Consider the following 12633-nt stretch of genomic DNA (forward strand, 5'->3'; position numbering starts at 1 on the left):
CCCTTCAGCCTCCAACCCCGTCCCCAGCTGATCCGCCCCCAGATCAGTCAGCTCGCATTCCAGGCATTCGACATCGAGGCGGATGGCGCCGCCTTGAGCAAACAGGAGCAGCGCGCTCCCGCCGGGGGCGTCCTGGCCGTGGAATTCGATGCCGACGAGGTCCAGGACAGTGTCCGGGGCGTCGAGGTCGATGTCGCGCGACTTGCACGCGAGCACGCGGTCGAAACGGAGGGCGGCCACCAGCCTGCGCGGCTCGGCCTCGCCGTCCAGCGTCTGCTCCCAGTCCAACCGGCTCATGCCGACCACCAGCCGCTTTTCGCTTTGTCGCCAGATGATGTCAGAGGGCTGCACGCGGGCGTCCTGGACGTGGGCCGAGATCACGGAGAGGTCGTCGGCGTCGAGTGCGATCAGTTTGAGTTGGGGAGACATCGACGGCGCTTCTCCTTCGGGCGGACAGGGCTCAACGCGCGCGGGCGGCGAAATTTCCTTAGAACTAACGCCCCACTGGACTAGAGGCTATTGATATCCTCCATCTCCAGCACCTTCTTGGGATAGCCGGCGCGGGCGACATGGATCATGGCGCGGCCGATCTGCTCGGTCGAGGTGACGAGCTGCGGCGAGAGCCGGCGCAGCACCGGCCACAGTGGCCAGGTTGCTGCATACACGGCCTGCACCCATGCGGTCTTGGAGCGGGCACCGTGGAGCGGTTGGATCGCACCGGGCCGGAACATGTAGGCCGCCTTGAACGGCAACTTGAGCAGATCGTTCTCGGTCTTGCCCTTGATCCGCGCCCACATCCGCGAACCCTGCTCGGTGGAATCGGTGCCGGCGCCCGTGACATAGACGAATGTCATCTGTGGATTGAGCCGTGCCAGCGCGGTCGCCGCTGCGAGCGTGAGGTCATAGGTGAGATGACGGTAGCGCTCCTCGCTCATGCCAATCGAGGAGACGCCGAGGCAGAAGAAGCAGGCGTCGAAGCCGGTGAGCTGCGCTTCGATCGGCGAGTAGTCCGTGAAATCGCCGTGCGTGATCTCCGTGAGCTTGGAGTTGCGGACGCCGGTCGGACTGCGGCCGATCGCAACCACGCGGTCGATGCCGGCATCCACCAGGCATTCACGCAAGACGCCCTGCCCAACCATGCCGGTCGCGCCGAAGATGATGATCTGCATCGGGAGCTCCGCGACAGGCTCGCGGCTCATGCGGCGGCCGCGATCTCGTCGAAGGATATACCGGTCAACGTCGCCGAGACATCCCACAGCATGGCTGCGGAGGCGAAATCCTTTGCCTGCGGCATGATCTTCGCCGACCGCGGCGGCCCTTTCAATTCGTAGAACCCGTTCGGACCGTAATAGCCGCCGGGCTGCGCCGCCGGCGAGGTCGCCGCCAACAGGGTCGGGAGCGCGCCTTCCGCGGCAGACTGGCTGATGAAAGGCTGCAGCCACCGGCTCACACGCGACTGGAACGTGTTCGCACCCGGCCCGTTCGCAATAAGGTCGGTCCGCGCGTAGCCGGGATGTGCGGCAAGGCTGGTCAGACCCCAGCCGGCGGCGAGGCTGCGGCGCTGCAACTCCAGCGAAAACATCAGCATCGCCAGCTTGGACTGGCAATAGGCCCGCCACGGACGATAGGAATGCTTAGCCTGCAAATCGTCGAAATTGATCGCCCCGGAACGGTGCGCAAGGCTCGAGACGTTGACGACTCGAGCCGCCTTCGCCCGGCGAAGCTGCGGCAACAGCTGCGCCGTCAGCGCGTAATGACCGAGGTAATTGGTGCCGAGCTGCATCTCGAAACCATCCGCCGTCTGCTGCCGCTTCGGCAGCGCCATTACGCCGGCATTGTTGCCGAGCAGGTCGAGCTGCTCGTTGCCGGCGGCAAAGCGCCTGGTAAAATCGGCAACGGAGGCGAGGCTGGCGAGGTCGAGATGCTCGTAGGCGATCAGCGCATTGGGAAAGCGCTCGCAAATGCCCTCGATCGCGCGCAGACCCTTTGCGTCGTTGCGCCCCGTGAGTATGACGATGGCACCGGCGCCCGCCAGCGCCATGGCCGTCTCGTAGCCGAGGCCGCCGGTCGCCCCGGTCACGACGGCAGTCTTGCCGCTGAGGGAGGGGATGTCTGCCGTGGTCCAGTCGGTCATGCGATAGCTCCGTCGGGGCTGGGAAAAGCCCCGCGACGGCTCTAAATGTGCACTGGGTGCAACTTTGCAAGTGGTGAAATGATTTGAAGCTTTCCAAGGTCGCCGGGAAATCAATCAACAAGCGCACCAAGCCATTGCCGGCAGAAGCAAAATCCGCCGACGGTCCCGGCCTGCGCCAGCGTAAATTGCAAGAGACCCGCGAGCGGTTGACCCGCGGGGCGATGGCACTATTCCTGGAGCGCGGCTTCGAGGCCACGACCATCGACGACATCGCGGCCGCGGCGGACGTGTCGCGACGCAGCTTCTTTCATTATTTCGCCTCGAAAGAGGACGTGGTCGCGGCCTGGCAGGAAGGCGCCGCCGCCGCGCTGGTCGCGGAGGTCGTGGCGCGGCCGGCGGGCGAAACCATGCTGACCGCGGCGGAGAACGCGATCGCGGCGGCGCTCAAGCGGATCGATCCGGCTGAGGCTGCGGCAATGTCGCGGCTCAAGCGCGACAATCCCGCGCTTCGGGCCCGCGATCAGCTCAAATACGAGAAGCTCGAGCGGGCGCTGGCCGAAGGGCTCGCCCTGCGCGCCCGAACCAAATCGGACCAGCTGAAGGCGCGGCTTGTCGCCATGATCGCCACCGGCGCGATGCGCGTCGGCGGCGAGAGCTGGATCGGCGGAGGGGCGCGGGAGAAGCCGGAAGTTTTCGTCAAGCGCACCTTCGACGCGATCAGGGCGATATTGGCGTGATGCCGCTCACTCCTTGAAAAACGCCAGCAGGTCCGCGTTGATGGTCTCGGCGTGCGTTGTCGGCATGCCGTGCGGGAAACCCTTGTAGGTCTTCAGCGTGCCGTTCTTGAGCAGCTTGGCCGACAGCGGCGCGGAATCGGCATAAGGCACGATCTGGTCGTCGTCGCCGTGCATCACCAGCACCGGCACACTGATCTTCTTCAAATCCTCGGTGAAGTCGGTTTGCGAGAACGCGACGATGCCGTCGTAATGCGCCTTTGCGCCGCCCATCATGCCCTGGCGCCACCAGTTCTGGATCACGGCTTCCGACGGCTTTGCGCCGGGACGATTGTAGCCATAGAAGGGGCCGGCCGCGATGTCGCGGTAGAAGCTGGCGCGGCCGGCAGCGAGCTGCACCTGGAAATCGTCGAACACGCTCTTCGGCAGGCCGCCGGGATTGGCCGCAGTCTGCAGCATCAGCGGCGGCACCGCGGAGAGGATCGCGGCCTTCGCCACCCGGCTCTCGCCATGGCGCGCGATGTAGTGCACCACTTCGCCGCCGCCGGTGGAGTGGCCGACATGGATCGCATTCTTGAGGTCGAGATGGGCCGTCACGGCCGCGAGATCATCGGCATAATGATCCATGTCGTGGCCGTCGGCGACCTGGGACGAACGGCCATGGCCGCGGCGGTCATGGGCGATGACGCGATAGCCGTGCGTGACGAAGAACATCATCTGCGCGTCCCAGTCGTCCGCCGACAGCGGCCAGCCATGGCTGAACACGATCGGCTGGCCACTTCCCCAATCCTTGTAGAAGATCTCGACGCCGTCCTTGGTGGTGATGATAGGCATTGTCAGGCTCCTTGAATGATCAGGCGAACGCCATCGGTTTGAAGCGGCGCCAGGCGCCGACGGTGAGCACCACGAAGAACACCAGCACGAGGCCCTGCACCACGGCGAACACGGGGCCTCCGGGCGGCGCCGGCGCCACGGCGGGTGCGAGCGCGGCGAGCGCCGGCACCTTCAGGAACGACTGGATCACCAGCACGAAGACGTTGAAATACAGCGAGATCATCGCGGTCACGATGTACACCGGGCGCCAAACACCAGCGAGCTTCATGCCGTAGAGCGCGAGGCAGGCGATCGCGAGCAGGACCAGCGAGATGATGGCGATGATATGCGACGGCAGCAGCTCCTTGAACGGAAACAGGAAGCCGGTGGCGCTGGTGAGGATCGTGAACAGCAGGAAAATCGCGGTGAGGCCCGGCATCGACTTCGAGCCGAGCAGGCCGAACATCACGACGAGGCCGGCCGCGATGCCGATCAGGCTGATGATGACATGGACCAGCGTGAAGGCGGGCAAGCTCAACCCAAGAACCATGGCATCTCTCCTAATCTCCGCATTGAGATCGGGATTGATATTACGGTCCTCATCGGATTGCCACATGCGCTGGCGTCACACATGCGTGCGCAGCCATGCGTCGTCGTGCGAATCGAAAAACGCATGGCTGAATTTTTTGCAACGCTGTCACAGACGACGGCAGCTTGTGGTGCGTAGCCCGGATGGAGCGATCGCGTAATCCGGGATTGTCGCATGCAAATGCAGTGGCCCCGGATTACGCTGCGCTCCATCCGGGCTACACGACGAAAGTCGAATCGCGGCTCACACTTCCTTGGTGTCGAAGATCAAGAGGTCAGCGCCGCCACTGGCGAATTTCGGCACGTCAGCGCCGGTCGCCTTACCTTCCGGGCTGGCGAATGCCGCCTGGATGTCGGCCGTGCTGTCGAAGGTGAGAATGGCAACGAGATGGATTCCGGAAGGTCCAGCGGGGGAGCCGACCGGCCCCTTGCTGATGGCGTACTTCTTCAGGCCTGGAAGTTTCTTCGCGAGCGGAATGTGGGTCTCGGCATAATATTTGTCGAAGGCCGCAGCATCCGTGGGTGTTTTATACAGCACGACGATTTCAGCCATTTAGTCCTCCCGTTAAGCGTCTTCTTTGTCGATCCTCATGGTGAGGAGGCGCGCGAGCGCCGTCTCGAACCATGCAGGCCCGGCTGTTGCATCCGGGCCTTCATCCTTCGAGACGCGCGCAATGCGCGCTCCTCAGGATGAGGAGATAGTCACGCATCACCCGGCAAGATGGCAAGCCTCATTCGACTTGCCATTTACTTACCTTGTCCTTGACTAAAGCGCCGGTTTTGCGGCGTCGCCGAGATAGCCGTGCAGGGAGGCCACGACCTGCGCGCCTTCGCCGATGGCGCCGCCGACGCGCTTGACCGAGCCGGAGCGGACGTCGCCGACGGCGTAGACGCCGGGCACCGAGGTCTCCAGCGGCGCGACCAGCCGGCCCTGGTTCTGCTCGGACTGCGCGCCCGTGACGACGAAGCCGCCGCGATCGAGCGTCACGCCGCAGCCGTCGAGCCAGTTGGTGGCGGGATCCGCGCCGACGAACAGGAAGAGATTGCGGATGTCGGCAAAATCCTCGTCGCTCGAGAGCCGGCTCTTCCAGCGGATGCGCCGCAGCAGCGAGGCCTCGTCGCCTTCGAGCGCGGTGATCTCGGTGTTGAACATCAGTTCGATGTTCGGCGTGGCTTCGATGCGCTCGATGAGATAGCGCGACATGCTGGCACCAAGGCCGCCGCCGCGGATGATCATCAGCACTTTTTTGGCGTGCCCCGAGAGAAAAACAGCGGCCTGTCCCGCGGAGTTGCCGGCACCGACCAGCGCGACCTCCTCGCCGGCGCACAGCTTCGCCTCGACGGGCGAGGCCCAATACCAGACGCCGCGGCCTTCGAATTTATCGAGGTTCTCGATCTCAGGCCGGCGATAGCGCGCGCCGCTTGCGACCACCACCGCGCGCGAATGCAGCGGGTCGCAGCCGTCAAGCGCCACCGAAAACGCGCCATCCTTGCGCGTGCAGTCGAGCGACTTCACCGTCACCGGGATCATGATTTCCGCGCCGAACTTTTGCGCCTGGTTGAAGGCGCGCGCGGTCAGGGCCTGGCCGGAAATTCCGGTCGGAAAGCCCAGATAGTTTTCGATGCGCGCGCTGGCGCCGGCCTGGCCGCCGAAGGCGCGGGTGTCGAGCACCGCGACGGAAAGTCCTTCTGACGCGGCATACACGGCGGTGGCGAGCCCGGCCGGCCCGGAGCCGACGATCGCGACGTCGTAGATACGGTCGTTGCGCGGGCCGCCGATCATGCCGATCGCGCGTGCAAGCTCGGTTTCGCCGGGATTGCGCAGCACCGCACCATCGGGGGTGACGACCAGCGGCCAGTCGTCCGGCTTGGGCGAATAACGCGCGATGACGTCGGCGGCGTCGCGATCGCGCGCGGGATCCAGCAGATGATGCGGCTGGCCGTTGCGGGTGAGGAAGCCCTGCAGCCGCACCACACCTGCCGAATGCGACGGGCCGATCAGCACCACGCCGCCGACGCCGCCCTGGAGCAGATTGACCCGGCGCAGGATCAGCGCGCGCATGATGCGCTCGCCGAGCTCGGCCTCGGCGACCAGCAGCGCGCGCAGCCGCTCCGGCGGCAACAGCAGCGTCTCGACTTCGCCTTCGGCGCGGCCGTCGACCAGCGCCGGCCGTCCCGAGAGCTGGCTGAGCTCGGCCAAAAATTGCCCCGGCCCCTGGTCGATCAATGGGGTGACATGGCCAAGGCCGTCGCGCTGGGTGATGGCGACGTGGCCCTTCAGCACGACGAACATGCCGGGCCCGGGCTTGCCGGTCTCGAACAGGAATTCCCCATCGGTATAGTTGCGGACCTCGCCGAAATGTCTCATCCGCTCGATCTCGGCCGATGTCAGCGTCGGAAAGGTCTGTTCAGGGCGGGTGAACCGCGACATCTGCGCGTCACCGTCGGGTCGTTGCGATTCGTCCTGCCCCATTGCCACGTCCATGCACTCCAAAAAATTCTAGTCGCCGGTCTTGCCGGCCATCTCGCCGGCGGTCCCCTCATTTAGGGAATCATCTTCGTTCTGCGAGGGGCCGCCACTTGCGGCCCGTTCGCGCGCCTGCATCTTTCGCCGTTTCAGGTTTTCGCGCAGCGCCGATTTGAGCCGGTCGTCGCGGGACGCCCTCGCCTGTCTCGACTCCTGTCGGTCGCCCTTGTCGTTCTCGTCTGCCATCGGGGTCCATTACAGCGATCGGCGATAGCATGCCCGAGGAATAAGGCAGCTCAAGAGGCCCGCGCGATCCGATCGTGCGAAAATCGAAATGGATCGAATCTGGCGCATCCGGCAACTGGCCAGTTGGGTGGGGGTATCGGAACCGAATCCGGGGAAAGTCGGCCGTTTCGAGCCAAAACAGGCATTTTGGCCTCGATATCGGCCCGATTTTATCGGTTTGGCGGAGCTAGCAAGCTTGCACAGGAGGGGGGCTTGTGGCAGATATCGGCCCGCTTGGTAGGCCCCTCGTGGCGGCCGATTCTTACCCCAGCACATGCTGCCGTAGCTCAGTGGTAGAGCACTCCATTGGTAATGGAGAGGTCGACAGTTCAATCCTGTCTGGCAGCACCATTCCCTCGCTCAAATCACGCATGAAGCAGCCTTCTCGCGGCATGGGATGCCCGAGTTTTGCTTTTCCGTAGCCCTCTTCTGTGAAGAGAGCGCAGGGAAGACCGGGTGCCGGCTGGCACCCGCGGTCCGCTGCGCAAAGATGTAGCGCAAAGAGACCGCACAGCAGCATACAGGTGACGCCGAACACTCGGCCTTCCCTGCGCAGTGGGTTGACGGCTTATGCCGCGCTCTCCCCGGCGACGAGTTCCTTTTGTCACCGTCGCCTTGCGAATTGGCGATGGACGAAGACCCGGTTGAGCCCCGATCCATCTCCGCAAGGCTTGACCGTAGCAACGACGGCCAGGACCACGCGATTTTGCCGTACGCAGCGATCCGGCTTCGCCAAGAGGCTTCGCCGGACACGTCCTGCTTCGCCCAAAAGGGCTTCGCAGGGCGTTGGCGCCGGTCGTCCGCACGCTAGACAAGACCTCACGAGGTTCATCTCGCCCTGGTCCCCCCTTCGTGCCCGACGCTGCCGCGTCCACCGCACCCCGATCCACGTTCGTTACGACGGACGATCGCCCCTCTCCCTGGACCGGGATGACGGACGGATACTGCGATTCCGAATTTCGGTAAAGTGGAATATTTTTGTGAGGGAGGGTTGACGAGGATCTGTGGGAGGCGGTGTGTTGCCCGACGGGTTAAAATCAGGTTTTCAATTCCCGCGTCAGACAGTTAACCCCACTTCCCGCCAGTCAGCTTCATTCCAAACATGGAGAGGGCTTCATCTACAAAAGCCTCAAGGGTTGCCGCCGTGCTAGCGACGCACGGCGGCTGGCCACTGACAGGAAGAATGAAGCCCCGCTGCCCCACTCTAAAATAGATTCCAATGCCGCGCTCAGGCTCATTCGATGCCATAACGATGAACCCTCCAGATGGCTCCCATGGGAAATGAGAGGCCTCAACGGTTTGAAGGTATTCGAGCTGTCCTGAAATTCGGGCATCGACAACGCGAACAACGCAGCCGCTGATTGCTCCGACAGTTGGCTCTTTTCGGCTGACGCATTCCCAGCACAGTGCTTCCATAGCATCGGAGACGATCGAGAATTCCTTCTCGCCGTTTGTCACTGGGTCTGACTGCACAACTCTTCCATTCTCATCGATCGTGTGTCGCTCAGTTGCCCGCTATATTCCTTCTTTAGTTGGAGAAACCTATTCCACTCCTCGGCGTCGCCGATATGCGCGTTAATCGCCTGTCGAACGTTGGCAGACTCGATGACGAATAGTTCCTTCCTCACGCCATTCTTCAGGACAAGAAAATCAGCGTCAGTGATGCTTCTAGAAGCGAGCCATTCGGTGGGATCGAGCGTGGGATCAACAGATAGGGCAAATTTCAAAGCGGCGACCGCAGAATAAGCGACATCAAAATTGCCCGCAAATCCGATCGCAAGTTCGCCCGTCAGTATTTGTATTTTTAAGCTGTGAAATTCGCCGTTGACTGGGCCAAGATCGCCTTTGAGTGCAAAGTGCTCGTGGCTGAGGAGCGTATCTCCCACCATAAAGCAAATATCGGCTCCAGCATACGCTACCACCAGCGTCATTGTCGTTCCTCCCAATTAAGCGCTCGTCCGAGAAGCGATCCCATCGAGACCTTGTTCGACGACGCAGCATGATGGGTTTCGCAAGGGCTCTGCCCATCCTACGCGAGCTGACCGGATCTACCGCCGACCACGGCGCCACGAGGCTCCGATCAGCCAAAACACGAACCTGACAAACAGGATCGCGGCCGTGATCTGGATCCAAAGGAAACCACCGAGTTCACGCAAGACAATTTCGGCCTGAGCGCCCCAATAGCCAGGAAGCGCATCGCCGACAGCTTCAATACCGTGCGTTCCGGTCCGCAGGGCCCATCGGACCCACTCAGGCTTGTAAAAGAGCGTCGCGCCGAGCAAAATCCAAGTCAGCAAAGCAGTGCTAAGTCTGAAGGAGTGCACCTTGGCGTGGTGCTTGAACGTCGCCAGTCTTCCATTTTCTCCGGCTTGAGCCATGTTATTTTCCTATTCGAAGCCTACGGTGCCGGGAAGTTCGTAGGATGGGTACGGCGAAGCGAAAACCCATGGAAGGCTTGCTCGATGACGAATGGTGACGGGTTTCGCAAGTGCTCTGCCCATCCTACGCGAGCTTAAGACCAAGAAAAGGGGAGAGGCATGCTTGGGAACGCGAAGGTGGCAACCCGGCTTCCAGCCAAAGACCTGGATCGGGCGCGAGCGTTCTATTCGGAAAAACTCGGGCTCGAGCCGGTCGAACAGCGCGAGGGTGGACTCCGTTACGTCTGTGCGAATGGCGAGTTTGCGATATTCATCTCGGCCGGACTGCCATTCGGCACGCACACACAGATGGGCTGGGAAGTCGAGGATATCGAGGCAACGGTGCGCGAGCTTCGCGTGCGGGGAGTCGAGTTCGAGGAATATGACCTACCCGGCTTGAAGACCGTTGATGGAATTGCCGCGATTACCGGGAATTACCCCAGCAAGGGGATCGGTGAGCGGGGCGCGTGGTTCCGCGACAGCGAAGGTAACTTGCTGGGAATCGGGCAGCCGATTCGATCTTGACGAGCAGCTAGGTCGCTCGTGTCGTCGACATGCGGACGGCCGCCTCCAATGGCCGTCACGCTCGGGCACGGTCATTTCAGCGCGACGGAGGACCACAAGCGCCCAAAAATGGGTAAAGCGAAGCGAAACCATCAAGGCCATGCACGGTGACGAAACATGATCGGGTTCGCAAGTGCTCTACCCATCCTTACGCATTATCACTTGATCACTTCTCGTCACCATCTGATGCTCCGCAAAGCGATCGTCGCTGCGGCGCAGCCGTCGGCAAAGCTCGCGATTGATGTTCTGCAGGACGATCACATAGGCGTGGATATCGGCCTTGTAGCAGGCGTAGAGCTTCTGGGCCGTCAGCTCGTACAGCACGGTCGGACTCTCCGCGACCACCGTGGCGGATCGATTCTGCATTTCGATCAGCGTCATCTCGCCGAAGAAATCGCCGGGCTCCAGAACGGAGATCGGGATGACGCTCCCCGAATTGGCCCGTTTGCTCACCGCCAGCCGGCCGGACTTGACGATGAACAGCGAGCGTCCGGGATCGCCCTCCGTCACGACGGTTGCTCCGGTATCAAATCGGCACTCGACCAGCATCGACATCAGGAGGTCGAGACTTTGATCCGGGATACCGCCGAAGAACGGTGTGGCGAGCAGGAATGCTTTCAGGTCGGGGACACTGACGGCCATCCCGCGAGGATAATCTTCACCGCCATCCGCGGCAAGCAGACCGGACATCGGCGCTGACGATGCTCAACGCGTGTGAAAGGCGGCGTAGCCCGGATGGAGCGCAAGCGTAATCCGGGGCCGGTGGCTATGGATGCGGTCGTCCCGGATTTCGCTTTGCTCCATCCGGGCTACGAACCCTAATCTGGCCATGTCACTGCCGCGCAGCAGTCTCGCCGCGCAACGTTCGCCTTCGCCAGAGGTCAGCCATGACCTTGACGGTCGCCGCAAGCACAGCTGCGCACAGCGCCGCCTTCGAGATTGTCTCCATCGTTCCCTCGATCAGCAGGCAATGGGCGACGCTGCCTGCGACGATGACGATCGCGAGCGGAATATGGACGATGCGCCAGGTGCGCAGCCGCAGGCCCAATCGCCGGCGGAGTGGCGCCAGAAGCGCGACGATGAAGATGGCCCACATGGCGGTCACGCCGAAGGGGGAGAACGGCGTCGGTGAGGTATAGGTCAGAGCGTCGATCATATCGGGCGGACTGGTGATCCAGAGGCCGGCGACATGGATCACCATCGCCAGAGCGAGCGCGCCGCCGATCCACTGATGGGCGCGCCGGCCGCGATAGGCCGACAGGCCCGGCAGATATCCGCCGATCAGCAGGGGCTGAACGAGCACGAGACCGAGCGCAATGATCCCGGCGAAGCCGGCGAGGATGTAGACCGGGCCGCGCCATGCGAGCTGTTCGCTTCCCGCAGCGAGCGCGATCGGCACGCCGATGGCCAAGGCAAGGGCGACCCAGATCAGGGGCGCCCGGGCCGATCTCCGCCCCTTCTTCTCCAATGCGATCAGGCCGCCTGCAGGACGAAGTGCGCCTCGAGGCTGGTTTCCTTTGCGCTCCGCATCACCGGCCGCAGAAAGACTGTTTTGAACTCGCCGCTGTCATAGGCGAGGTGGCCATGCGGCTGGCCGAAAATCGGAATGATCTGCGGCATATCGAGCCGGAACTTGCCGTCCTTGTCGGTCAGCGTGGCGCCATGGCTCTGCGGCTCGTGCTCTTGGCCTTCGGTGGTGTGCGCCCAGATCTGGATGCGCTGCCCAGCCAGTGGAGCCCCGTCGCCGGCGCGGCGGACGGTGCCACTCATCCAGAAGCCGCCCTTGCCGATCCGCTCCACGATCGCCGCGCCCTTGCGGTAGTTATTCGCCCCGCCCGACATCGTTTCGGTCGGTGCGAGGCCGTCCGCGCGGGCGGGCAACAGCAGGCCGGAGGTTCCGGCTGCCAGGATGGAACCGCCGGCGACGAGGAGGTTGCGGCGGCTGAGTACGACCGAGGCCATGTCAATTCCTCCTTGTGACCGTGCGATTTGGCGACCATGCGATTTGCTGCGGCAAGGATACAACAACCAGCGCGAGGCGCCCAGTGGAGGCAAGGCGCATGATCGGTCGCAATGACGGTGTTGTGAACGGGGTGCAGGCCGCCCGCACATGCATCAGTGATCGTCGTCTTCCTTGACCAGCGTCAACAAGCGAAGCGTCAAGAACGTGAATACGGCGACCGTCACCGCGACATCGTAAGCGCCGAGCCCGACGGAGACGCCGATGGCGCCGGTCGCCCAGAGGCTCGCGGCCGTCGCGGTGCCCTGCACCGAATTCCCCTGCTTGAGAATAGCGCCACCGCCGATGAAGCCGATGCCGGTGATGAGGCCCTCGATCACCTTTGCCATCCCGTCAGGCGAATGCACGAGCAGGCTTTCGCTGGCCTGCACGAAGCCGCAGCTTGCCATTGCGACCAGCGGAAAGGTGCGCAAGCCCGCGCTTCGCGCCCGCTTCTCGCGATCCCAGCCAATGGGAACGGCGAGCGCGAAGGCCGCAGCCAGCGCAACGACATGAACGCCGATGTTGAATCTGTCCAAAGAAAGCCCCCGAAATGAAAATCGTCGCCATTGATCAAACAGGCCGGCAACGCCGCAATGCGGCCCGCGGTTTCAGTGCAGGCGGATTTGCCG

17 protein-coding genes and 1 tRNA gene are annotated in these 12633 nt (G+C 63.0%); 3 read left to right on the forward strand and 15 right to left on the reverse strand.

The annotated features are described in order from the left end of the window. From GWG67_RS34270 to GWG67_RS34280, 3 genes are all read right to left on the reverse strand, one after another. Positions 1–429, reverse strand: a 429-nt coding sequence (locus GWG67_RS34270; protein ID WP_275173974.1) for a DUF2948 family protein, incomplete at its 3' end; no start/stop codon positions are given. A gap of 80 nt (positions 430–509) precedes the next feature. Then, on the reverse strand, positions 510–1169 hold the full coding sequence (locus GWG67_RS34275) for an NAD(P)H-binding protein (RefSeq protein ID WP_275173976.1): 660 nt from the start codon (positions 1167–1169) through the stop codon (positions 510–512). Between the two features lie 26 nt (positions 1170–1195). Next, on the reverse strand, positions 1196–2134 hold the full coding sequence (locus tag GWG67_RS34280) for an SDR family oxidoreductase (protein ID WP_275173977.1): 939 nt from the start codon (positions 2132–2134) through the stop codon (positions 1196–1198). Positions 2135–2217: 83 nt separating this feature from the next. On the opposite strand from GWG67_RS34280, the gene GWG67_RS34285 reads away from it, so the two are divergent. Continuing rightward, on the forward strand, positions 2218–2871 hold the full coding sequence (locus tag GWG67_RS34285; protein ID WP_275173979.1) for a TetR/AcrR family transcriptional regulator: 654 nt from the start codon (positions 2218–2220) through the stop codon (positions 2869–2871). A 6-nt stretch (positions 2872–2877) separates the two neighbouring features. Here the strand turns inward: GWG67_RS34285 and GWG67_RS34290 are convergent, their stop codons facing one another. From GWG67_RS34290 to GWG67_RS34310, 5 genes are all read right to left on the reverse strand, one after another. Continuing rightward, positions 2878–3702: an alpha/beta fold hydrolase gene (locus tag GWG67_RS34290; RefSeq protein WP_275173981.1), complete on the reverse strand. Its 825-nt coding sequence runs from the start codon at positions 3700–3702 to the stop codon at positions 2878–2880. 19 nt (positions 3703–3721) lie between these two features. Next, complete coding sequence (locus GWG67_RS34295; RefSeq protein WP_275173983.1) at positions 3722–4231, reverse strand: hypothetical protein; 510 nt, start codon at positions 4229–4231, stop codon at positions 3722–3724. A gap of 282 nt (positions 4232–4513) precedes the next feature. After that, positions 4514–4822, reverse strand: a complete 309-nt coding sequence (locus GWG67_RS34300) for an EthD family reductase (RefSeq protein WP_007615494.1) — start codon at positions 4820–4822, stop codon at positions 4514–4516. Between the two features lie 213 nt (positions 4823–5035). Then, positions 5036–6742, reverse strand: a complete 1707-nt coding sequence (locus GWG67_RS34305; protein ID WP_275173984.1) for an FAD-dependent oxidoreductase — start codon at positions 6740–6742, stop codon at positions 5036–5038. 27 nt (positions 6743–6769) lie between these two features. Next, on the reverse strand, positions 6770–6982 hold the full coding sequence (locus GWG67_RS34310; RefSeq protein WP_275173986.1) for a hypothetical protein: 213 nt from the start codon (positions 6980–6982) through the stop codon (positions 6770–6772). 315 nt (positions 6983–7297) lie between these two features. Between GWG67_RS34310 and GWG67_RS34315 the strand changes: the two genes are divergently transcribed. Further along, positions 7298–7372 (forward strand) — tRNA-Thr (locus tag GWG67_RS34315). A 714-nt stretch (positions 7373–8086) separates the two neighbouring features. Here GWG67_RS34315 and GWG67_RS34320 read toward each other — a convergent pair. The 3 genes from GWG67_RS34320 to GWG67_RS34330 all read right to left on the reverse strand — a co-directional run bounded on the left by GWG67_RS34320 (position 8087) and on the right by GWG67_RS34330 (position 9399). Continuing rightward, positions 8087–8479, reverse strand: a complete 393-nt coding sequence (locus GWG67_RS34320; RefSeq protein WP_275173988.1) for a hypothetical protein — start codon at positions 8477–8479, stop codon at positions 8087–8089. After that, on the reverse strand, positions 8476–8952 hold the full coding sequence (locus tag GWG67_RS34325; protein WP_275173990.1) for a hypothetical protein: 477 nt from the start codon (positions 8950–8952) through the stop codon (positions 8476–8478). Before GWG67_RS34325 ends, GWG67_RS34320 begins: the two co-directional genes overlap by 4 nt. 117 nt (positions 8953–9069) lie before the next feature. After that, on the reverse strand, positions 9070–9399 hold the full coding sequence (locus tag GWG67_RS34330) for a hypothetical protein (RefSeq protein WP_275173992.1): 330 nt from the start codon (positions 9397–9399) through the stop codon (positions 9070–9072). 159 nt (positions 9400–9558) lie between these two features. Between GWG67_RS34330 and GWG67_RS34335 the strand changes: the two genes are divergently transcribed. Continuing rightward, positions 9559–9963 (forward strand): VOC family protein, encoded by a 405-nt coding sequence (locus GWG67_RS34335; RefSeq protein ID WP_275173994.1) that lies wholly within the window; start codon positions 9559–9561, stop codon positions 9961–9963. A gap of 177 nt (positions 9964–10140) precedes the next feature. Here GWG67_RS34335 and GWG67_RS34340 read toward each other — a convergent pair whose 3' ends face one another. The 4 genes from GWG67_RS34340 to GWG67_RS34355 all read right to left on the reverse strand — a co-directional run bounded on the left by GWG67_RS34340 (position 10141) and on the right by GWG67_RS34355 (position 12540). Beyond that, entirely contained in the window at positions 10141–10644 is a 504-nt protein-coding gene (locus GWG67_RS34340) for a Crp/Fnr family transcriptional regulator (RefSeq protein WP_275173996.1), read from the reverse strand. Positions 10645–10834: 190 nt separating this feature from the next. Continuing rightward, positions 10835–11413, reverse strand: a complete 579-nt coding sequence (locus GWG67_RS34345; RefSeq protein ID WP_275173999.1) for a ferric reductase-like transmembrane domain-containing protein — start codon at positions 11411–11413, stop codon at positions 10835–10837. 62 nt (positions 11414–11475) lie between these two features. Then, positions 11476–11964 (reverse strand): Twin-arginine translocation pathway signal, encoded by a 489-nt coding sequence (locus GWG67_RS34350; protein WP_275174000.1) that lies wholly within the window; start codon positions 11962–11964, stop codon positions 11476–11478. 153 nt (positions 11965–12117) lie between these two features. Then, positions 12118–12540 carry an MgtC/SapB family protein gene (locus tag GWG67_RS34355; protein ID WP_275174002.1) on the reverse strand — a complete coding sequence of 141 codons (423 nt, stop codon included), beginning with the start codon at positions 12538–12540 and terminating at the stop codon, positions 12118–12120. Between the last annotated feature and the right edge of the window lie 93 nt (positions 12541–12633).

The organism is Bradyrhizobium sp. CSS354 (assembly GCF_029051725.1).
GTDB lineage: Bacteria > Pseudomonadota > Alphaproteobacteria > Rhizobiales > Xanthobacteraceae > Bradyrhizobium.

Bases quoted from the DNA above. Each gene is read 5' to 3' on its own strand.
- GWG67_RS34350 (WP_275174000.1), bottom strand. From the start codon at position 11,964: ATGGCCTCGGTCGTACTCAGCCGCCGCAACCTCCTCGTCGCCGGCGGT.
- GWG67_RS34325 (WP_275173990.1), bottom strand. From the start codon at position 8,952: ATGACGCTGGTGGTAGCGTATGCTGGAGCCGATATTTGCTTTATGGTG.
- GWG67_RS34295 (WP_275173983.1), bottom strand. From the start codon at position 4,231: ATGGTTCTTGGGTTGAGCTTGCCCGCCTTCACGCTGGTCCATGTCATC.
- GWG67_RS34310 (WP_275173986.1), bottom strand. From the start codon at position 6,982: ATGGCAGACGAGAACGACAAGGGCGACCGACAGGAGTCGAGACAGGCG.
- GWG67_RS34275 (WP_275173976.1), bottom strand. From the start codon at position 1,169: ATGCAGATCATCATCTTCGGCGCGACCGGCATGGTTGGGCAGGGCGTC.
- GWG67_RS34290 (WP_275173981.1), bottom strand. From the start codon at position 3,702: ATGCCTATCATCACCACCAAGGACGGCGTCGAGATCTTCTACAAGGAT.
- GWG67_RS34280 (WP_275173977.1), bottom strand. From the start codon at position 2,134: ATGACCGACTGGACCACGGCAGACATCCCCTCCCTCAGCGGCAAGACT.
- GWG67_RS34305 (WP_275173984.1), bottom strand. From the start codon at position 6,742: ATGGGGCAGGACGAATCGCAACGACCCGACGGTGACGCGCAGATGTCG.
- GWG67_RS34300 (WP_007615494.1), bottom strand. From the start codon at position 4,822: ATGGCTGAAATCGTCGTGCTGTATAAAACACCCACGGATGCTGCGGCC.
- GWG67_RS34335 (WP_275173994.1), top strand. From the start codon at position 9,559: ATGCTTGGGAACGCGAAGGTGGCAACCCGGCTTCCAGCCAAAGACCTG.
- GWG67_RS34330 (WP_275173992.1), bottom strand. From the start codon at position 9,399: ATGGCTCAAGCCGGAGAAAATGGAAGACTGGCGACGTTCAAGCACCAC.
- GWG67_RS34340 (WP_275173996.1), bottom strand. From the start codon at position 10,644: ATGGCCGTCAGTGTCCCCGACCTGAAAGCATTCCTGCTCGCCACACCG.